This window comes from Clostridium lacusfryxellense (assembly GCF_018861735.1).
Lineage (GTDB): Bacteria > Bacillota > Clostridia > Clostridiales > Clostridiaceae > Clostridium_AD > Clostridium_AD lacusfryxellense.
This window is the reverse complement of record NZ_JAHLEB010000006.1, coordinates 1-21,446: the sequence shown is the minus strand read 5'-3', so window position 1 is coordinate 21,446 and position 21,446 is coordinate 1. Positions and strand designations below refer to the sequence as shown.

Here is a 21,446-nt window from a genome sequence, read left to right as displayed (position 1 = left end):
ATTTAGATAATGGCTATATTAGTATGTGGTGGAGCAGGTTATATAGGGAGTCATATGGTAGCAGAGCTTTTAGAACAAGGAGAAGAGGTAGTTGTTTTAGATAATTTCCAAAAGGGACATCATGATGCATTAATGGGTGGAAAACTTTACTCTGGAGATCTACGAGACGATGAAATTCTTAATAAGGTTTTCACAGAGAATACTATAGATGCAGTTATAGATTTTGCAGCAGATTCACTTGTAGGGGAAAGTGTTACAGAACCCCTAAAGTATTTTGAAAATAACATTGGTTCTACTATAAATTTGCTTAAGGCAATGAGAGATCATAATGTTAAATATATTGTTTTCTCTTCAACTGCAGCAACTTACGGAGAACCTGATAATATACCTATACTTGAAGAAGATAAGACTTTTCCTACTAATCCATATGGTGAGTCCAAGCTTTGCGTAGAGAAAATTTTAAAATGGTGTGATAATGCGTATGGCATCAAATATACTGCTTTAAGATATTTTAATGCAGCAGGTGCACACATAAGCTCAAATATAGGAGAAGATCATAGACCAGAATCTCATTTAATTCCACTTATTCTCCAAGTTGCACTTGGACAAAGAGAAAAAATTATGGTATTTGGGGATGATTACAAAACAGAGGATGGTACTTGTGTAAGAGATTACGTTCATGTAACTGATCTTGCTAGTGCTCATTTATTAGCAGTTAAAAGGCTTAGACGAGGTGAAGATAGTGTAACTTGTAATCTTGGAAATGGACTAGGTTTTTCTGTTCAACAAGTAATTGATGTAACTAGAAAAATTACTGGACGCGAAATAAAGGCTGAAATGGCTCCTAGACGAGCAGGAGATCCAGCAGTACTTATAGCTTCTAGTGATAAGGCTAAGAAACTTCTTGGATGGGAACCTAAATATGCATCACTTGAAACTATTATAGAAACTGCATGGAAATGGCATGAAAGTCATCCAGAAGGATATAGCAAATAAGAGGGTGCAATCCATATGAACTTTCTCCTGCGTGCCTTGCATTCGAGCTCGAAACGTGAAATTTCATTAAGAAATTCTAATCTTTTGCCCATGAAAAAGAAGAATTTCTAAATGCAACTTCAATGTTTTTTCGCTTCTTATTGCAAGTCACTATGGAGAAAGTTCATATTATTATGCAACAGTTATATTAATATGTTGGATAATTCCATGATCAAAAGGTTTTAGCCGGTAGGCGGCGGGGTTGAAAACAAATAATTTTTGATTATAAGATTTAAAAAGAAGAATCTCTAAATAGAGCAATAATTTTCTAATCTAAAGGATTTTAGCCGTCAGGCTATCGGGTTTAATATATAATAGATAATTTTTAAAATAAAACTTCTGAAAGAAGAGTGAATAATCCACACCCTAAAGTCTTTTAGACGATAGGGTGTGGATATTTAACGTAAAAGATAGTTTGTTAATTTTATATTTTTATAAGAAGAATCCCATGATCAAAAGGTTTTAGCCGGTAGGCCATCGGGTTTAATATATAATAGATAATTTTATGCAGAAAACTTCTGAAAGAAGAGTAAATAGTCCACACCCTAAAGTTTATTAGACGATAGGGTGTGGATATTTAACGTAAAAGCTAGTTTCTTAATTTTATATTTTTATAAGAAGAATTTCTAAATGGGATTTCAATGTTTTCTCGCTTCTTATTGCAAGTCACTAAGGAGAAGGTTCATATTATTATGCAGCAGTTATATTAATATGTTGGATAATTCCATGATCAAAAGGTTTTAGCCGGTAGGCTATAGGGTTTAATACCACGTATGTCGGCTGTACCTGTATTTTATGCAGTAATTTTATACATAAAAATAACCTAACTAATTTAATGGCTAGGTTTCATTTATTATTTTAAACTAATTGCTTTGCCTTCTCCACCACCGAGTTTTTCCCAAATGTAGTTATGTTCTGCAACTGCATTCGAAAAGTCTTTCTTTATCCAACTATTTATATATGAAGTTAATATATCACCATCATTATAATTATTATCTTTTATGATTTGTAAAACATCATCACAAGTCCCATTATTTATTGATATTAAACCAATATACCGTTCATCTATTGATACTATTTTTGTGTTTATCATTGCATGCATCCTAATATAAACTCGTCGTTCATCCATAATATGTGAGTCTTTTATTGCTTGTTTGGCTACTCTTTCATCATTTGCTTTCTTCTCTTCAGCCTTTTGTATAATTTGTAGTGCTTTTTGTTTTTTTATATTGTTTACTATATTAAAATATGCACCAAATCCCAACCCTACTATTAATACAGTTATAATTCCACCTATTATTAATCCTTTTTTCATACCCATTTACCTCCTAAATAATATACTTTGCTCACAGGAAATTTACCGTAATTTTTGTGGTTCCTGACGAACTTGGCGGAGCAACTACCACCCAACGTTTATCTTGTTCTTGTTGGTATGTATCTTCTATTAATGTAAAATGAAGTTTCTTTGTGTAAAATTTAATGGCTTCATCATAATCTTTAAATTTAATTATACTCGTATTTTTCGAATTATGGATAAATATAGAATAAAGTTATATAAAATAATTAGCAAACATAAACTGGATATTGACAAAGAAAATGGTAAAGAGTATCATGTAAACAATAAATATTATTAGGAAGTAATAAGTAAATGGAGATGGAGATATGAATGAAATAATAAAGTTATTAAATAATCATAGATCAATTAGAGATTATAAAGCTGATGTAGTAAGTGATGAAGATTTATATTTAATAATAGGGGCTAGTCAAGCGGCACCTTCTTCTATAAATGGGCAACAAGTTACTATAATTAGCGTGAAGAATAAAGAAAAAAAGAAGAAACTTTCTGAGCTTGTGGGAGATCAAGTGTATGTAGATAAGGCACCAGTTTTTCTAGTGTTTTGTGCGGATTTCTATAGAGCTAAATTGGCTGCAGAAATAAATGGTGAGAAGCTAGTAATTACTGATAGTGAAGAAGCAAGGCTAGTAGGTGCAGTAGATGTAGGATTGGCACTTAGTAATTCTATTGCAGCAGCAGAGTCTTTAGGACTTGGAATTGTACCTATTGGAGGAGTAAGAAAAGAGGCAGAAGCAGTAGCGGAACTTTTAGAGCTACCTGAATTTGTATTTCCAATGGTGGGACTTGTAATTGGACATCCAGCTGAGGAGTCAGAATTAAAACCAAGGTTTCCTAAAGAAGTAGTTTATCATAGTGAAGTTTATAATAAGGATTTGAAATCAAAAATTTTAGAATATGATAAAGAACTTAAAGAGCATATGATAAAGGTAACAAATGGTAGACTTAATAAAAGTTGGAGCGAAGAAATATCAGGTATATATAAATATGTATATTATCCAAAAGTTAAGGCTGCTATTGAAAAACAAGGATTTAAAGGCGAAAAATAATAAAAATAAAAAAATGTATAAGTCTTCTTTAGGAAGTTGACTTATACAATTTTTTTAAAAAATTAAATGTATTTTTTTGAATCATTCAGATAATACTAGATAAACACCATATTTATCTTTATGGTCTTTGTTTTTGCTAACAAAGTCTGATAAGAAAAAACCTTTTAAAATTGTTATGAGCGAAATCATTATAATTAAATTTTTAAATTTTAAAATATTTTTCATAAGGTTTCTCCTTTCACCATATTCCTATGTTATTATTTTGCTCTAAAACGAGATAAAAAACCTATTGAAACATAGGGAAAATGCTAAAATATATACATGGATGAACTGCTAATTAAATTTTTTAGATGTAACCTTGGGAATAAGTTTTTGTTAATAATCTAATTGAAGATTCAAAATTGCATTAAATATGATAACATAGAAGTATTAGGCAAAAGGGGGTAATATGGTTAAAATTCATAAATTGAAAACAAAACTTATATGGACAATAATTATTTTATCAGTATTAATATCAGCTTTTGCAGCAACTATCTTATACAATGGTGACGTTACTTTTAAGAAAACTGAGTCAATGCTTATTATTAAAAAACTTAAAGGTATACAGGCAAAAGGTGGGATATTCGAGTTAACTCAAAAGGATATAGATGAGGTTTGTAGTTTATATTTTGCGAATCCTAAAAATAAGGGTAATATAACTCTTAAGGGAGTTAATGTTGAAATGTTAAATGATGAGATTTTAATTAAAGCACCTATAAGTTACAAAAAAATTGATTTACTTTTGACCTCCAGAGGAAGACTAAAATTTTTGAATGGAAATATTACATATGTTATGGAGAACTTTAAAATTGGGAATTTGACCTTACCAAAAAAGCTAGTGATTAGCCAGATTTTAAAGATTAGTAATAAAAATCTTTATGTTGAGGATGATTTAATAAAAATTAGTTCAAGTAGATTTCCTTTTAAAATTAATAATTTTAAGATTATGGATAATAAGATATTAGGAACAGCCCAGAAGTTCGACATCAAAATGTTATTTGACAACCTTGGCAACAAAACTGGGGCAGCGGTAGGTAGAGAAATAACAAAACATCAAGAGACACAAAGTGTCACTGAAGAGATGAATAAATCAGAAAAAAATCAAAGTATCGAGGGTTATAGTTATCCCACAAACAAAAATAGAGAATTAGAAGAAAAGAAAAAATTAGAGAAAATTAGAGCAGAAGTTGAAAAATCCAGACAGGTTACGCAAGAAAAAGAGGGAAACACTTTAGATGTCCAGGTACAGGCAGCAAATAAGCGTCTTGCATTAAGCAAGGTAGATGGTGAGTTAAAGGATGCATATTCTAAGGTAGAATCTCCTGATGAAAAAAAAGTATTGTCAGTAATGATTTTAGCAGTGGGTAAACTTCAATCTAATCCATCTTATAATTCAATAGCGGACCAAGTTACTGTTAAAAATATGTATAGCAATCTTGATCCTAAGAGTAAGGATAGACTTAAGATTGCATTATTTACAAGTATTAATGGGAAAAGTGTTGAAGAATTAAGGCAGTCTTTTGGACTCTAGTATAAAAATAAAAAAACTATCAAAATACAAAGTGTATTTTGATAGTTTTTATTTTTAGATATATTTTAGTTTATCTAGATTTACTTTTATTTAGGAAGTTCAATATCAGGTGGAATTTCAAGGCCTGCCATTTTCATTAAGTATAATGCATTTCTAGTTGTTGACACACCAGTTCTTAGTTTATAGTCAAAGTAGAGTTTATCATCTTTATAATATTCTTTAAGGTGATAATTTTTAACTCTTCTATTTGTTTTTTCAATGTCGCCAAGTTCTAAGTCATGGGTAGATACAAAACCTAATGCATTCTCAGTACTTAATTTAGCAACTAATATCTTAGCGCCAGTATGTCTATCTATTGAGTTTGTTCCTTTAAAGATCTCATCTAATAAGAAGAAAATTGGGGTTTTGGTTTCAGTAGCAGTTACAAGTTTTTTTATCCTTAAAAGTTCTGCATAAAAAGATGAAATATTTTTTTCTAAATTATCACTTGTTCTCATACAGGTATAAATATCCATTATAGAACAACTAAAATTTTGAGCACATACGGGAGCACCAGCATAAGCTAAAACCAAATTAATACCTGTGGTCCGAAGCAGTGTACTTTTACCAGACATATTCGATCCTGTTATTAGAAGAACGTTTTGTGACTTTTCAATATAGATATTGTTATATACTCTTGTATCTCCAAGTAGCGGATGCCCCATTTCCGTAGCATTAAATATAGGGGTGCCTTCCTGGAATTTTGGCATAGCCCAATCGCTATGATCATAAGATATTATCGATAAACTGTTTAGTGCTTCTATTTCACCTATAACATCTAGCCATGGTTTTAAATCAGAGCCACTGGCCTTTTTAAAGCGTTGAAGATTAATTAAACATTGATAATCCCATAATAGTAGGATATTTATTGGTAAATAATAAATATTTTTTCTATCAGATATTAAGTTTACTAGATTAACTAATTTTTTAATTTGAAAAGAGGCTTTCATGCCTTCTTTATTTATAAGTTTTTCTTTTAATTTTATAAAATAATCTGATTTGAAATTTTTCTTTTCAATATGCTTAATAAGGTTATTATAAATAAGAATAGTATCCTTATATTGAAATATAGTATCTAAATTTTTACTTACTTCTTTATAGCCGATTACAAGAAGTATTATGTGAAGGACAATTGCTATGAGGAATATTCTATATGATATATTTGAGAAAACAAAAGATAATACCAAAAGAGATAGAGTAAATACTGGTATTAACCTTATTAGGAGTATTACTATTGGTTTCAAGAAAAAATCATTTTTGTCTTTTACCCAATCAAATAAGGCTTCTGGATCATGATTTTTATTTTCACTAAGTATTGATTCTGCAGCAAACCTTTGCGTCCACCCAACATTATTTGCAAGTTCTTTTATAGCATCTTGTCTTTTATGTATTTCTTCAATGTTATATTTAGGTTTTGAGAGGGCACCTTTTAGTTTTTGTCTTCCAAGATAAGTTACGCAGGTATTTATCCATTGAAAAAGGGAGTTCTCGCCAAATATATCTAGGTCCCTAGAGTAGCTATGATCCTCATCAATGAAATCATCACCATTATCAGCAAAATCTTTCCAATTGTTATTGAGACGTTTTAAACTATCTTCATTAATTTTACATAAAATTAAACACCTTATCTTGTTGTGTTTTATCTTATTATGTTTAATTGCCAAAGTTACAAACGTTATAATTGTAATAATTAATATAAAAATGCTTAAATAGTATGAGGTTTTCATAAAAAAGAAAATGGTAAATCCGATTCCAGATACAAAGACTATTAATCTTAATAATCCTATAAAACCGATGGCTTCATTTTGTTTTTTTAATAGAGTGTCATAATGTTTTTTTCGATTAGCATAAGGTGCTTTTTTAGTTCCCATAATATCCTCCTAGGTGTTAATTCATTAGATATATAATACCATATTAAGAGCTTGGACCGCAATTTTCTATATTAGTATAATATGACCAATTTTACTTAAACATTGTTTAATTATATGATTTGTATTTTAAAAAGATGTTACATGTGTTAATATATTTATATTAGTGCAAATAGGAGGATAATATGTCGAAAAGTAAAAATGCAAAAAAACATATACTAATAGGGTCACTAATTATTATATTAGGGGCATTATCGGTTTTTTCATATAGAATATTATATAATGGCGGAATGGTGCTTAAAGAGACAAATACAATAGAGGTTATGAATAAACTTAAAGATATCCACGGAAAAGGTGGTAAGTTCGAATTAACTCAAAAGGATATAGATGAGTTAAGCAACTTATTAAAACCTAAAACAGAGGGGAATTTAGCCTTTTCGGGAGTTAATATAGAAATAGTAGATGACGAGATTTTAATAGAAGCGCCTATAACTTATAATAGGTACAAGAAGGTTAGGGTATTATTTTCAACAAGAGGAAGATTAAATATTTCTGAAGGGAAAATTACATATGTTCCAGTTAATTTTAAAATTGGCAAGATAACATTACCTAAAAATTTAGTTATGGCTCAAGTTACAAAGTTTAATAATGAAAATATTTATGCGAAGGACAATATAATAAAAATAGATCAAAGTGTCACTCCTTTTAAGATAGATAGTTTTAAGATTGAAGATGATAAAATAGTAGGGACATCGACTGCAAAAGTCACAGGAACATCCTCAGAAAATATTATGAATGAGGAAAATCAGAAATTAGTAGCTATTTCAGAAGGTTCTACAAAAGGTACATCAGTAAGTCCTTCAAGAGGGACCGTGGAAGTAACGGAGACTAGGAAAGATTCATTGCAAAAGGTTCAAGAGGACTTAGGTGATGCATATCAGCAGGTAGATACTTTAAAAGAGCAGAAAGTAATATCACAAATTATATCAACTGTGAGCAAAATGGAGGATAATCCTTCCTATAATGCAATGGTAGATAAAAGTGCTGTTAAGTCTAGCTATGATAAATTAGATGTTGCTAGCAAAGATAGACTTAAGGCAGCATTAATTGTAAATGTTGATCAAGATAACTTGGGAGATCTAATAAAGGCGTTCGGACTATAATTTATTATATGATTAAAAAAACTATCAAATACATAAAAGGTATTTGATAGTTTTTGATTTTATAAAATATGTGATAAAATGTAAGTGCGGAAATTAAGGAGGGGAACATGTCTAAAACTAAGAAAGTAAAGAAAAATAAATTAAAGATTATGCCGATTATCATATTCGTGGCATTCGCGATTTTAGTATATATGTCATTATATAATGGCCAACAAGTCACTCAGAAAACAGCATCGCCAAATGTATTGCAGAAACTTACAAAGGATATTTTGAAAAATGGTGGCGAATTTGAAATAACTCAGGAGGACATGAATGGGTTAATTGGGTTATATTTTAAAAACCCTATAAGTAAGGGAGAGATAACTATTAAGGAGATTAATACGAAAATGCTTGATGGTGAATTTCTAATTGAAGCTCCCATCACTTATAAAAAAATCAATTTAGTATTCTCAACTACGGGAAAGATAGGTGTTCTAGACGGGGAAATTACATACGCTGCCGACGATTTTAAGATTGGGAAGCTAACATTACCTAAAAAAACTATAATGTCACAAATTTCAAAGCATAGTAAAGAAGATGTATTTTATGTTGAGGACAATATAGTAAAAATCAATACAGATAAATTTCCTTTAAATATAAATAGTCTTGAAATTAAAGATGATAAATTAACAGGAACACTTGGATTTAAGGGTATAAAAAGTCCATTTTAAGATGATAAGCAATAATAGCTGTTAACTATTATTGCTTATTGCGAGTTAATTGTGGATTATTTCCTTTTTGAACTGTTTAATGTGAATAAGTAATTGTATTTTGCGCTGTGTTTAATTTCATCAGTTATAATATTGAATAGTATGTCTCTATACATTGTAGATGGAAGACCTCTTCTAATTTCCCTATATTTTTCAACGGCACTTAGTTCTCCAAATAATGCCCTCTTAATACCTTCAAGGTAAGAAGTTGGTTTTATAAATTCTTCATCATCATCAGTAATTAATACATCAATTCCTGTGATATTATTGTATATTTGTCTAAAAATTTTGTTGTGGTGACGTTCATCATCTCGTATAGATTCAATAATTTTTTTATCGTCGTTTGATTTTGCAATGTTTATTAAGTAATCATAGAATAACTCATCTTCTTTTTCACCTTGAACTGCTGCTTTAATCCCTTCTAAGGATTTTTGTAACAAATTCGGATCATACACAAGATACGGATTTTCGTACATTTTAAACCTCCTTTTAGTAATCTATGGTAATAATAGTTATCTTATATAATATGAATAACGCACCCTAGTTGTTACTGCGTAGGTCTGTTTAATATTATAGTTTTAAGGTATAATTTTAATATGAATTATTTAATAATTAATTTGAATGTTCCTTAAAGAAAGGAGATGAGCTAGAATTGAAAATAACTATAACTGGAGACTTATATTCTGGTAAAAGCTGTGCTGGCAAGGCTATAAGTGAGAAATTTGATTATACTTATTATAGTGTGGGTGTATTACAAAGGAAATTAGCGGTAGAAAAGGGTATGTCTATAACAGAGTACAATACCTACGTGTTTAACAATAAATTAGATAAAGATATTGACGATAAAACTATTGAAATTGGAAAAGAAAAAGATAACTTTATTTTTGATGCTAGGCTTGCATGGAATTTTATACCGGATTCATTTAAAATATATCTAAAAGTAGATATAGATATTGCAGTAGATAGGTCTATGACAAGTGAGAGAGGGAAGTCAGAAAATTATTCTTCAAGGGCTGATGCTAAGGAGCATATCTCACAAAGAAGGGGACTTGAGGTTTCAAGGTTTAGATCTCTTTATAATGTTGATATAGAGGAAGAGGAAAACTATGATTTAGTTATTGATACATCGTGTATTACTGCAGAGGATGTAATAGAAAAAATAAGTATGGTTATTCGCGATAGAAAAGTTTAGTGATTTTCTTTGATTATGCTATAACGAAAAGTATATATTGCTGGAGATGCGTTCGCTTCGCTAAGTAATTCTAAAATTTATTTTATTAACAGCTGCTAAAAAATGTAAACTCGCTAACGCTCAAACATACATTTTTTTTACGCATCTGCAAATAAAATAAATTAAGAATTACTAAGGCTTGCTCAAACGCATTCTGCGCAATATATACTTTTGTTAGCATAATCTAAGAAAAATTAATAGTTATTGTAGTACTAATAATTGTTGGATTTCTAACTTGATAAGGAAACTAAGTGTTTACTTTATTAACAAATTTACTATTTATGTATACAGCCAATACATGTTATAATATTGTAATAGAAACTTTTATAATAATGTTTTTATTATCGATATAGATGGAATTAATATTTTGTAGAATAAACTAAAAAACATGTGAAATAATATATATAGGAAGGGTGAGTTTATGGTTAAAATGAGTAAAGAAGAGAAACTAATAGAATTCATTTCATTTTGTATAGAAAATTTTAAAATTGAACATAGCATGGAGGGAAAAGATGTAGCTAATTTATTCAATGAGAGTAAGGTCATTGATTTTTTGACTGATGGATATGAAATTATTCATACTCAAGGAAAAGAGTATATTATTGAAGAAATAGAAATATTTTTAAAAAATAGGGGGTATAAGCTTTGATTTTGTATCATGGGAGTAATGTGTCAGTTGAGAAACCTACAATTATTAAAGCTAACAGAACTTTAGATTTTGGTAATGGATTTTATACTACCACTAGTAAAGAACAGGCATATAAATGGGCTAAAATTAAGCAAAGAAGAGAAGAAACAGTTAATGGATTTATAACTATTTATGAAATTCCAGATGAGATAATTGTTAGTAAAGATTTAAATATTAAAGTATTTAGGGGGGCAAGCAAAAATTGGTTAAATTTTGTTGTGAATAATAGAATGGTAATAAACTATTCTCATAGCTTTGATATTGTAAAAGGTTCGGTAGCAGATGATAGGGTTTATGCATGTTTAAATGCTTTTGAAAATAGATTTATGGATTTTGATACTGCGATAAAAGAACTTAGAACATATAAATTAGATGATCAAATATCCTTTCACTCATTAAAGGCAATTAACCTATTAAGATTTATTAAATGCGAGGTGATATAGTATGACATTAGCTAAGGTGACACAGGAAAATGTCCACATTTTCATTCCATTAAAAGTAGCTATGGTAACGGAATTATTATCTAAAAATAATAATATAAGTTGGCAAGCGGCATTAATAGAGGTTTATAACTCTAGAACTTATAGTGTTTTGGAGAAAGAAGACACTAAGCTATGGTATGAAGGGGTAAGTTATCTTTACATGGGGATTGAGAGCGAAAAAAATGGGGAAAAATTTGATATTTAAGTAAATACTTTTATAATATTAGTTAAAAAGTGATGAATAAAAAAAATCTTGATTGTTTAATAATCAAGATTTTTTTTAGTTGAAATTAAAGTAGCAGGTGTGTTTATTCAGATTTAGTACATTTACTGTCTAGGTGCGAATAATAGCTTATAGACCATTCTTCGATTTCTTTAATTATTTTAGTGAGTTTTTGACCTTTATCTGTAAGGAAATATTCTACTTTAGGTGGGATTTCTGCGTAGATTATCTTATCTATTAATTCATCATTTATTAATTCTTTTAGATTTTCATTTAATACTTTTTGACTTATTCCTGAGGTTATTCTTTGTAGTTCTAGGAATCTTTTAGGTTCATCGTATAAATGACATAATAGGATAGCTTTCCATTTACCACGTATAAAGTCCATTGCAAAATCTAATAAGCATATATAAGTTTTACCATTATGGTTTATCATTGCATACCTACTTTCTGTTATTCCAAGATAAGAATAGTTTAATTAAATTACATTAGAGTTATATTATATACTTAGCTATTTCGTAATAGCAAATTAATACATGGCAGGAGCTAAGCATAGAGATGACAGTAAGGCTTATTTTAAGGCAATTACTTACCTAGAGGTAAGTATTCTAACTACAAAGTGCGTACTTGTTAGTTGGAATATGCAGCCTTATAATGAGCGCATGGGTAAATAAGTATAGTAAAAAAATATATGGAGGTAAGGATTATGAAGGTATTGGCATTTAACGGAAGTCCTAATAAAAATGGAAACACTTATGAGGCAATAAGAGCAGTAGCTGTTGAGCTTGAAAAAGAGAATATAGAGGTAGAGATTATTCATGTAGGAAATAAGGTAGTACGCGGATGCTTGGCCTGTGGTGGATGCAGTAGAAATATGAATGAAGAATGTGTTATTAAAAATGATGAGGTTAATGAGTGGATTCAAAAAATGAAGGAAGCCGATGGAATTATTTTAGGGTCACCTGTACATTACGCAGCTATAGCTGGAACAATGAAATCATTTTTGGATCGAGCATTTCTTGTAACATCTGTTAATGGAAGTATGCTTCGTCATAAAGTGGGGGCTAGTGTTGTTGCAGTAAGAAGAGCAGGTGGTGTGCCAGTATTTGATCAATTGAATAATTTTATTAATTATTCTGAAATGGCAATGCCTACTTCGAATTATTGGAATGTAATCTTTGGGAATGCACCAGGGGAAGCAGTTAAAGATGAAGAGGGAATGCAAATTATGAGAATTTTAGGTAAGAATATGGCTTGGTTAATGAATCTTGTCGAACTAGGAAAAGAACACATAAAAGAGAGCACGGGCGAAGAAAAAGTATTTATGAATTTTATAAGATAAGCATTTCACCGAAGTTACTCATGGTAAGAAACTTCGGTGAAATCACATATATCTTTTATGTCTATACAGTCTAAATCTACTGACTCAACTCTATTTTTGCCTAGATGTTTTGCCTGATACATAGCTTTATCCGCTGATATAAACAGGAAATCCAATTCTTGAAGAGTAGGGGTAAGTGACGAAACTCCAAGGCTTGAGGTAATTGGTATTGCATCTGATTTTCTAATAACTAGAGGGTTATTTTCTATAGCTTGCCTAAGACTTTCTGCAAGTATTTCGGCCTCTTTAAAGGAGGTGTCCGGTAATAATACAATAAATTCTTCACCACCAAAACGACCTAAAATATGATTTTTGCTTAAATTTTCAGAGCAAACTTTAGCAATTCGTTTTAATACTAAGTCACCGATATGGTGACCTAGTCTATCGTTGATTTTTTTAAAGTCATCAATGTCAATCATAATAGATGAAATAGTTTTTGAGGATATTTTTGCTTTATTAAAGCTTATATTTGAAAGCTCAAAGAAACTTCGCCTATTATATAAATTTGTTAGAGGGTCAATACGCGCAAGGCGGCTAGTTTCAGCATGTAATTTAGCATTTTCTACAGCAATTCCAGCATGGTATGCAAAAGATAAGGCTACGTCAGTGTGGTAACTATTATAAATATCCTTTTCAATAGAGTCCAGTGTTAATATACCAATAATTTTATTCTTAAATATTATTGGTATTCCCATCCAACTTTCAATAGTGGTAAGGCTTGTGTAATGCGTAAAACGTGGGTCGTTTTTAACATTAGAAACTAGTAAGGTAGTATTAGTTTCGTATATTTCTTTAAATAATTTATCTTCATCCTTATCAATACAAATCTTATACACTTCATCTTTGTTTTTGAAACCATATGCTGCAGTAACAGTAAAGTGATTGTTTTTCTCCATGAAAAATGATGCGCTATCATAAGGTACTAATTCTTTAAGCCCCTTTAATAATCCATCCAAGACATCATCTAAATTCAAAGAGGAATTTAGAAGGAAGGTAGCTTCACGAAGTTTCTCAGCTAAAAGGAACTGATCATTTACTTTTAATAAATTTTCAATTCGTTTATATGATGACGATTGATTCATTGCCATTATAAAAGAATGTAAAAGTATGAAAATGAAAAATCCTAATAATGAGTAGTCATTAATATTATTTAAACCAATATAATGGAGTACGGACATGGCGATTATTATAATAGCAGCTAAGGAAGCAATTAAAAAAAATAATGATCCTTTTGTTTTATTACGGTATGATGTTAATATAACAAAAGTGCCATACCCAATCATTAGCAATGAGGATAGTTGAAATACTATAAGGATTTTAGAAGCATTTAATGGAGAAATGAAAATTGTAGCAATTATAAAAAACATACAAATATATTTACAAATTTTATTGATAATTTTTGACGATGTATTTTTAAAAATTATAAATACATAGGAAAGCATAAAATAAGATGCAGCATAAAAGGTTAAATATTGTAGTTTTATATCGAGGCTATAACTCAATCCATTGTGCAAAGATAAAAAGTATTTGTTGCCAATAACTAATGACCTTAAAGATATAGTTATACAAAGCGCACCAAAATAAAGCTTGGATGCATCATCAGTTTTAAAGATATATAAAAGAAGGTGATATAATCCCATTATTAGTAGTACAGAAAAATAAAAGAATTCAACCGCAATTAATGCCTCACGTCGGTTCGTAATTTGAGATTGTGTTCCTAAATGTATTTTATCCCAGGTACCACCGTCTCTAAAGTTATAATTGGATACTTGAAGAACTAAATTAACTTTAGTGCTGTTATTCATAAAATAACTAGATATTGGTAAAGATTTGGGGAGATTATAAGAACTACTAGTCCCAACAGTTCCGTTTGAAGAAAAGAGCTTGTCATTTACCCATAATTTGTATGAGGATAACATTGAAGGAACGCTTATGCCTAAGGGAGCATTTTTATATTTTGAATTTAAATTTATAGTTAAACTATATGTAGCATATCCACTAGAACTATAATTTTTATTGGATTTATTCCAAGCCATTGGAACTTGCACATAAGAAGGTATATAAGATTGTGAAATTAAATCTTGTGGGGATAATAACTGTTTCCAGTAAAATTCCCATTCACCATCAAGTGCAGTAAATCCATCTTTTTCAAAATCCCAATTAGAAAGCTCTAAAACACCTTTTTGCGAATTAACGTTTGATGTTGTATTTGGCAAAGTCAATTTATTTAAGGAGAAGATAACATAAAAAAATGATGCTAAAATAATGATAGTTAGGATTATACTTAACGATTTTTTTTTCTTTAGCATTATATTTTTAGTCCCCCTTGTTAAAAGAAAATGGATAATTTTACATAATGTGTTTAGAACATTATATCATATAATATTACATTAGTTTAGTAAAAATGTCATTATTTATTTATACAATAACATTGATATGATGTTAAAAGCACAATTTTCAATAAAAATTTAAACATTCTCAAAGGGGAGGTGTAGGTTGCTAATAAAAGCAAATTACTAGCTGAAGATATAATCAATATCTTCTGTAATTTTACTGTCAATAAAACTATCATTCTTCATATCGGTTAGGATTCGCATTGCAACTTTATGGTTTAGGGAGGCCCTATAAGGTCGGTCTTCAGTTAAAGCTTGGTATATATCAAGGCATCCCAGTAGTCTAGAGTTAAAATCTAGTTCACTACGATCTTTTCCGTATGGATAGCCCTCACCATTTAATTTTTCATGATGATTTGATGCCCATTCTACTATATTATCAAAGCCTTTAATTCCTTGAAGTGCAATTCTAGTGTAATAGCTATGTTCTTTTATTACCTCATATTCATCTATGGTTAGTTTTCTTTTGGCCTCTAATATAGAACTTGGCATAGCTAATTTACCTATATCATGTAAGTCTGCAGCTATAATGAGTTCATAGGTATCTTCTTCACTATATCCATAATGTACAGCTAATTTTGCAGCTTTTTCTGCGAGTCCACTTGAATGAAGCTGGGTATAGGGAGATTTGGAATCTATTATTCTTGACAAGTTTTTTGTAATATCTCGTATTTCTTTAAATGTACATTCTATTGAGAACTCTGGAATTAGATTTTTTAAAGCAGTTGCAATAAACATTCTTTTTAAATCTAGCCAGAAACTTTTATGAGTAGACACATCTAGGAATGCATTAGCTATTTTATCAAAGAATATAATATTACGATTAACTAACATAAAAGTTAAAAGCTTATCATGTTCCTCATTATTAAAATTTTCAAAATCAAAAGTAATATCGAGAATATCTGCAAGATGAATTATTTGAGACATTAATGGGATATCATTTCCTAGTATATTAAAAAAGCCTGTACCATCACAATTTTCATGATGGTACAAAAGCACATCTTTAACATTAGAATAAAATGGAAATTTATTAATGTTGTTTTCTCCTGCGGTGCAATGTTCCTTTTTACGCTCTATTATAGTAAAGTTTTGTAACTCAGATCCTAATAATGTGTCGTGTAGGCTTTTTTCACTAATGCCATTATCATGTAGAATTGCTAGTGCTGTTAAATCATACAATTCTTTTTTAGTTAGGCCTAAGTTTTCTCCTAATTTATAACAGATGTAAGATACTCTTTTGCTGTGATTAGATGTTGCGCCAGTAAGGTCCAACTCAACGAAATCCAAAGCAAAGGATATCGACATTAAAAATTCATTTAAGTTAAATAACATTTGTGTTCCTCCAGTTAATTTTAATAATAAGCATTAGGTAATAATATTTACAAAGTAATTATAAAACATATTTTGCTTAAATAAAAGTACTATATTAACTTTTATAATGTAATCCATTACTTATAAATTTCTATGATATACTTAAATTGTTTCTAAGAAATGTGGTTACACGGAGGTAATTAATGTATAAATTAATAGCAATAGATATGGATGGGACATTATTAAATGATGAAAAGAAAATTTCGTTAGCAAATTTTCAGGCAATACAACAAGCCAGGGAAAATGGAGTGAAAGTTGTACTAGCATCAGGAAGACCATTAGTTGGATTTAAAAGATATTTAGAAGAACTTAATTTAACTTCAGAGAATGACTATGCAGTAGCTTTTAATGGAGCGCTTGTTCAAAGTGCTGAAGGTAGCAAAGTTATATCTAAATTGCCATTAACTCTTGGAGATTATAAAGATCTGTACAAGCTAAGCAAAGAGCTTAATGTGAATATACATGCGTTAACGGAGGATTCAGTAATTTCTCCTAAAGACAGTGAGTATACAAGGCAAGAGGCAAGTTGGAATGGTATTCCAAGTGAAATAATCGCTGTGGATGATGTGGATGTAAATACTACTATAGTTAAGGTTATGTTTGTAGATAAGGAAGAAATTATAGAAGAAATAATTAAAATGATTCCAGAAGAAGTGAGTTGTAAATATACAGTAGTTAGAAGTGCACCTTTCTACTTAGAGTTTCTTAATAAAGCAGTTAATAAAGGTGCGGGAGTAGCGGCTCTTGCAGAAAAATTAAATATTAAGCAAGAAGAAGTTATATGTATAGGAGATGCAGGCAATGATATTCATATGATAGAATATGCAGGACTAGGCGTTGCTATGGGAAATGCGTTTCCAGAAGTTAAAAAAGTTGCAAATTTTATAACTAAAACTAATGAGCAAGATGGGGTAGCACACATTATTAATAAGTTCATTTTACAAGGTGAAGAACAATTTGAGGAATTTGCTGTATAAAATATATTAATTAATAATAGTTATTGACAAATAACTTAAACGGATATATAATAAGTATATAGAAAATATTAATTGTCTTTATCCCCCAAGAGAAAGAAAAATTAATATTGAAGCACAATCCCTCTCCCTTAGAATAGATATGGAAAAGCTAGTAAAATTTTATTTTACTAGCTTTTATTTTTTTTGTGGTATTAATGTGAGCATTTTAAATATAATATCAAAGTAACTAATTTAAAACTAAAAGGTGTATTTTTTAGTTTTAAATGGTATACTTTATAGTGATAGAACGATAATACTGGATAAAATGTTTTATAAAAGGAGATTTCAAAATGAAAAAACCATATTTACCATTTGAGTTGCCCAATGATAAATTAATTGATAAAGAAAGATTATTTAATAAAGTAATAAAAGCAAATAAAGAAATCGCTATATATAATGAAAAATTAAAAAATTCAAAAGTAAGACCTGATCTCCTAATGGATTTATTTTCATTAAAAGAAGCTCTAGAATCTTCTAAAATTGAAGGTACCCAAGTAACTATTGATGAGATGTTAGAATATAGATCAGATGAAAAAAATGCTACAGATGATATTAAAGAAGTAACAAACTATTATATTGCTCTACAAGAAGGGGTATATGGATTGAAGATATTGCCTCTAAGCAGTAGAATAATAAAAGATTTACATAAAACATTACTTGGTGGTGGAGTTAGAGGTGGAAGTAAAACTCCAGGAGAATTTAGATCTGTTCAAAATTATATAGGAATGCAAGGTAGTAAGATAGAAAATGCTTCATATATTCCACCGGAGCCACAGCTTGTAGATAGTTACATGAGTAACTTAGATGAATTTATAAATGAAAATGATGATATTAACGATTTAATTAAAATAGCAATAATTCATGCACAGTTTGAGACAATACATCCTTTCTTAGATGGTAATGGTAGAATAGGAAGAATATTAATTCCTCTATATTTGTATAGTAAAGGGTTTATAAGTAGCGCTAACCTATTTGTAAGTGAAAGCTTAGAAAAAGATAAATATAAATACTATGACCTTTTAAATGCAACTAGATTTAGTATGACGAATAAAGAAGATGATGAAGAGCAATATGAAAAAGATATTGTTCTAGTAAGAAATATTTATTCGGATTGGATAGACTTTTTTTTATCCGCATGTATAAATGAATCAAATAAATTGATTGATAAAATTGAAAAAATTAATGAACTATATAATATAGTTATAAATAAAAGTATAAAAGTAATAAATAGTAACAAAATGACGGAGATTATAGATGTTATATTTGAATTTCCTATTCTAACAAAAAATAAGATACAGAGCAGAATGACAATCCCAACAACAACCTTAGATGGCTATTTAAGAAAATTAGTAGAAGCAAAAATAATTTATTCAGATGGAAAACCTAGAAATAGAAAATATTATTTTTACGATTTAATTAACATTTTGAGATAAATAATATTAATATACACTCTATATATTTCAAGTTATGTATAATATTTAAAATATCAGAAGGTACAGGAACGAATTTATTACTCGTTCTGTACCTTCTAATAAGTATATGTTATTACATATAAATTTATTGTTTCAATTGATGATGCATTATTATTGTACTAGTTATTTCGTCACTCTCGTCTAATATGCCTTTTTCTATACTTTTAAGTTCATCTCTTCTATTAGCTTTTTCAATTTTATTGCGGTCTTCATCATAATAGTTATTTTTATTGTCTATCATTAATATCCCTCCTTTTTAAAAAATTCAATACTACTATTTTAGCTTTTTTATCATGTTGCAATACTATGAAATGTTTGGAATTTAATACTTCTACATTTTTTTTATTTTGACGTATCTGATATAATTGGATTTATAAGTATATAAAAATAAGCAATATTATGTTCTAATATAAGAAGAGAAAGGCTAGGAGGCAAAAATATGTCAAATAAGAAAAAAAGTTTGTTAGTGCTCATATGTCTATTTATTATAGGTGGGGCTTTATATAGTACAAACTATGCAATAAAAAAACATGAAAAATCTGTACAAGCTATAAAAATCAAAGAAGAAGAAGTTTCACAGGCTAAGGTAGTAGCGCTTGCAAAAGTTTCGGCAGATAAAAAGGCTTTGGCGGCAGCGTTAAAAGCTAAGGAAGATGAAAAGTTGAAGGCTGATGCATTGATAAAAGAAAAAGAATTAGCGGAGAAAGCTAAGAAGGATGCTGCTACAGCAAATGCATTGGCTGAAACTAAGCAAAAAAAGAGTTCAAGTTCTAAAAAGGTTATTGTTATAGATCCAGGTCATGCTAGTGTCACTAGCTCAGTGAAAGAACAACAAGCTCCAGGTTCAACCATAATGAAAGTAAAAGAGCCAGGTGGTACTCAGGGCATTAATACAAAAACTCCTGAGTATGTTGTTAATATGGCAGTAGCGGTTAGGTTAAGGAGTGTGTTACAGGAAAAAGGATATACTGTGATAATGACTAAAACTCAAAATAGCCAAATGCTTGGAAATATTGCGAGAGCTGAGGTTGGGAATAAAGCTAATGCAGATTTAGTTATAAGAATTCATGCTGATGGAGATAATAACCACTCTGTTAATGGAGCATCAATGCTTGTACCTACAAATACTAAAAATACGAGTGGTATATATAAGTTAAGTAAAGAATATGGTGAGATAGTTTTTAATAGTTTAATTAAGACTGTTGGTATGAAAAATAGAGGAGTTAATGAACGGAGCGATATGACGGGATTTAATTGGTCTAAGGTTCCTGTTATTTTAGTGGAAACTGGTTTTTTATCCAATGCTTCTGAGGAGAAATTGTTAATGAGTGATTCTTACTTAGATAAGATAGCAAAGGGATTGGGAGATGGAATTGAGCAGGCGATGAAGTAATAGCGCATTCTCCTACGTGCCTTGCAAAACGAGCTCGAAACGTGAAATTCTATTAAGAAATTCTAATCTTTTGCGTATATAAAATGCCCTAGCGCTCACACTCGACGTCCTGTCTCGGGTTCGCTAGCCTGCCTTCCTGGCAGGCTTACGGGAATTTTATAGGCGCAAAAGAAGAATTTCTAAATGGAATTACAATGTTTTTTCGCCTCTTATTGCAAGTCACTCTGGAGAAAGGTTATATTATTGTGTAGTTGCGTTGGAAGGTATGTAACGGGGGGGAGTAGGTATAAAAAAATCTGAATAATCCTAGCCCTAAAGTGTTTTGGCCGTAGGCTGCAGGTTTGTTACATAACTAATAATATTTTAATGTATAATTTGTTATATATGGTTTTTAAATGGAATTCCAATTGTTTTTTCGTTTCTTGTTGCAAGTCACTCTGGAGAAAGTTTATATAATTATGTGGTTGCGTTGGAAGGTATGTAATAGGGGTAGTAGGTATAAAAAATAAAAATCTGAATAATCCTAGCTCTAAAGTGTTTTGGCCGTAGGCTGTCGAATTGTTGCATTACTAATAATATTTCAATGTATAATTTGTTATATAAGGTTTTTAAATGGAATTACAATGTTTTTTCGTTTCTTATTGTAAGTCACTCTGGAGAAAGGTAGTGAGGTTTAGAATATGAACAGTATAATAATTTTAATTAGTATGGCTTTTGTTGGTTATTTTACATTTACAATAATAGAAACTAAAATAATAAAGTATATTGTTACTCCTCTTATTATCCTATTATATTCTTTTTATCCTCAAATATTGTCTAAAATAACCTAATATAAAACAAAAGAAGGACATACCATGGTGATATGCTCCCCTTATGGTAGACAGTTAAATAATAAAACTGTTTGCTATAAGGAGGGCTATTTTTTATGGGAAGAAAATCAATTATCTCAGATCAACAAAAAATTAAGGC

At 29.7% G+C, this 21,446-nt stretch carries 20 protein-coding genes and 1 pseudogene; 13 read left to right on the top strand and 8 right to left on the bottom strand.

The genetic code is table 11. The annotated features are described in order from the left end of the window. Positions 1–9 precede the first annotated feature (9 nt). Entirely contained in the window at positions 10–996 is a 987-nt protein-coding gene (gene galE / locus KPL55_RS05485) for a UDP-glucose 4-epimerase GalE (RefSeq protein WP_216305695.1), read from the top strand. Positions 997–1,888: 892 nt separating this feature from the next. On the opposite strand, the gene KPL55_RS05480 is transcribed toward galE, so the two are convergent. Both KPL55_RS05480 and KPL55_RS26700 read right to left on the bottom strand, forming a co-directional pair. Further along, on the bottom strand, positions 1,889–2,350 hold the full coding sequence (locus KPL55_RS05480; RefSeq protein WP_216305694.1) for a DUF6241 domain-containing protein: 462 nt from the start codon (positions 2,348–2,350) through the stop codon (positions 1,889–1,891). A 55-nt stretch (positions 2,351–2,405) separates the two neighbouring features. Further along, a pseudogene (locus KPL55_RS26700) lies at positions 2,406–2,570 on the bottom strand (VOC family protein); the annotation flags it as partial. 127 nt (positions 2,571–2,697) lie between these two features. Between KPL55_RS26700 and KPL55_RS05475 the strand changes: the two are divergent. Further along, positions 2,698–3,438: an NADPH-dependent oxidoreductase gene (locus KPL55_RS05475; protein WP_216305693.1), complete on the top strand. Its 741-nt coding sequence runs from the start codon at positions 2,698–2,700 to the stop codon at positions 3,436–3,438. 448 nt (positions 3,439–3,886) lie between these two features. Then, complete coding sequence (locus KPL55_RS05470) at positions 3,887–5,008, top strand: hypothetical protein (RefSeq protein ID WP_216305692.1); 1,122 nt, start codon at positions 3,887–3,889, stop codon at positions 5,006–5,008. 86 nt (positions 5,009–5,094) lie between these two features. Here the strand turns inward: KPL55_RS05470 and KPL55_RS05465 are convergent, their stop codons facing one another. Next, complete coding sequence (locus tag KPL55_RS05465; protein ID WP_216305691.1) at positions 5,095–6,918, bottom strand: MutS-related protein; 1,824 nt, start codon at positions 6,916–6,918, stop codon at positions 5,095–5,097. A gap of 182 nt (positions 6,919–7,100) precedes the next feature. On the opposite strand from KPL55_RS05465, the gene KPL55_RS05460 reads away from it, so the two are divergent. Continuing rightward, on the top strand, positions 7,101–8,078 hold the full coding sequence (locus KPL55_RS05460; RefSeq protein ID WP_216305690.1) for a hypothetical protein: 978 nt from the start codon (positions 7,101–7,103) through the stop codon (positions 8,076–8,078). A gap of 107 nt (positions 8,079–8,185) precedes the next feature. After that, the gene (locus tag KPL55_RS05455; RefSeq protein ID WP_216305689.1) at positions 8,186–8,788 is read left to right on the top strand and encodes a hypothetical protein; all 603 of its coding nucleotides are present in this window, start codon (positions 8,186–8,188) and stop codon (positions 8,786–8,788) included. 56 nt (positions 8,789–8,844) lie between these two features. On the opposite strand, the gene KPL55_RS05450 is transcribed toward KPL55_RS05455, so the two are convergent. Further along, positions 8,845–9,303: a ferritin-like domain-containing protein gene (locus tag KPL55_RS05450; RefSeq protein ID WP_216305688.1), complete on the bottom strand. Its 459-nt coding sequence runs from the start codon at positions 9,301–9,303 to the stop codon at positions 8,845–8,847. Positions 9,304–9,479: 176 nt separating this feature from the next. Here KPL55_RS05450 and KPL55_RS05445 point away from each other — a divergent pair, with 176 nt between their 5' ends. The 4 genes from KPL55_RS05445 (at position 9,480) to KPL55_RS05430 (ending at position 11,433) form a co-directional block, all read left to right on the top strand. Continuing rightward, positions 9,480–10,019, top strand: coding sequence for a cytidylate kinase family protein (locus tag KPL55_RS05445; protein WP_216305687.1), 540 nt, complete (start codon positions 9,480–9,482; stop codon positions 10,017–10,019). A 460-nt stretch (positions 10,020–10,479) separates the two neighbouring features. Then, a complete protein-coding gene (locus tag KPL55_RS05440; protein ID WP_216305686.1) occupies positions 10,480–10,707 on the top strand; it encodes a DUF3791 domain-containing protein in 228 nt (75 codons plus the stop codon). After that, a complete protein-coding gene (locus KPL55_RS05435) occupies positions 10,704–11,189 on the top strand; it encodes a DUF3990 domain-containing protein (RefSeq protein ID WP_216305685.1) in 486 nt (161 codons plus the stop codon). The genes KPL55_RS05440 and KPL55_RS05435 overlap by 4 nt, the downstream gene beginning before the upstream one ends. 1 nt (position 11,190) lies before the next feature. After that, complete coding sequence (locus tag KPL55_RS05430) at positions 11,191–11,433, top strand: hypothetical protein (protein ID WP_216305684.1); 243 nt, start codon at positions 11,191–11,193, stop codon at positions 11,431–11,433. Between the two features lie 103 nt (positions 11,434–11,536). Here the strand turns inward: KPL55_RS05430 and KPL55_RS05425 are convergent, their stop codons facing one another. Beyond that, positions 11,537–11,887, bottom strand: a complete 351-nt coding sequence (locus KPL55_RS05425) for a winged helix-turn-helix transcriptional regulator (RefSeq protein WP_216305683.1) — start codon at positions 11,885–11,887, stop codon at positions 11,537–11,539. A gap of 270 nt (positions 11,888–12,157) precedes the next feature. On the opposite strand from KPL55_RS05425, the gene KPL55_RS05420 reads away from it, so the two are divergent. Beyond that, positions 12,158–12,793 (top strand): flavodoxin family protein, encoded by a 636-nt coding sequence (locus KPL55_RS05420; protein WP_216305682.1) that lies wholly within the window; start codon positions 12,158–12,160, stop codon positions 12,791–12,793. A gap of 14 nt (positions 12,794–12,807) precedes the next feature. On the opposite strand, the gene KPL55_RS05415 is transcribed toward KPL55_RS05420, so the two are convergent. Continuing rightward, positions 12,808–15,141 (bottom strand): diguanylate cyclase, encoded by a 2,334-nt coding sequence (locus KPL55_RS05415; RefSeq protein ID WP_216305681.1) that lies wholly within the window; start codon positions 15,139–15,141, stop codon positions 12,808–12,810. A 207-nt stretch (positions 15,142–15,348) separates the two neighbouring features. After that, positions 15,349–16,557 (bottom strand): HD-GYP domain-containing protein, encoded by a 1,209-nt coding sequence (locus KPL55_RS05410; RefSeq protein ID WP_216305680.1) that lies wholly within the window; start codon positions 16,555–16,557, stop codon positions 15,349–15,351. Positions 16,558–16,739: 182 nt separating this feature from the next. On the opposite strand from KPL55_RS05410, the gene yidA reads away from it, so the two are divergent. Together yidA and KPL55_RS05400 are read left to right on the top strand one after the other, a co-directional pair. After that, positions 16,740–17,573 carry a sugar-phosphatase gene (yidA, locus tag KPL55_RS05405; protein ID WP_216305679.1) on the top strand — a complete coding sequence of 278 codons (834 nt, stop codon included), beginning with the start codon at positions 16,740–16,742 and terminating at the stop codon, positions 17,571–17,573. Positions 17,574–17,902: 329 nt separating this feature from the next. Next, positions 17,903–19,045 (top strand): Fic family protein, encoded by a 1,143-nt coding sequence (locus KPL55_RS05400; RefSeq protein WP_216305678.1) that lies wholly within the window; start codon positions 17,903–17,905, stop codon positions 19,043–19,045. Positions 19,046–19,169: 124 nt separating this feature from the next. Here the strand turns inward: KPL55_RS05400 and KPL55_RS05395 are convergent, their stop codons facing one another. Further along, positions 19,170–19,325 (bottom strand): hypothetical protein, encoded by a 156-nt coding sequence (locus tag KPL55_RS05395; RefSeq protein WP_216305677.1) that lies wholly within the window; start codon positions 19,323–19,325, stop codon positions 19,170–19,172. A gap of 198 nt (positions 19,326–19,523) precedes the next feature. Between KPL55_RS05395 and KPL55_RS05390 the strand changes: the two genes are divergently transcribed. Then, positions 19,524–20,477 carry an N-acetylmuramoyl-L-alanine amidase family protein gene (locus KPL55_RS05390; RefSeq protein WP_216305676.1) on the top strand — a complete coding sequence of 318 codons (954 nt, stop codon included), beginning with the start codon at positions 19,524–19,526 and terminating at the stop codon, positions 20,475–20,477. Positions 20,478–21,446 lie beyond the last annotated feature (969 nt).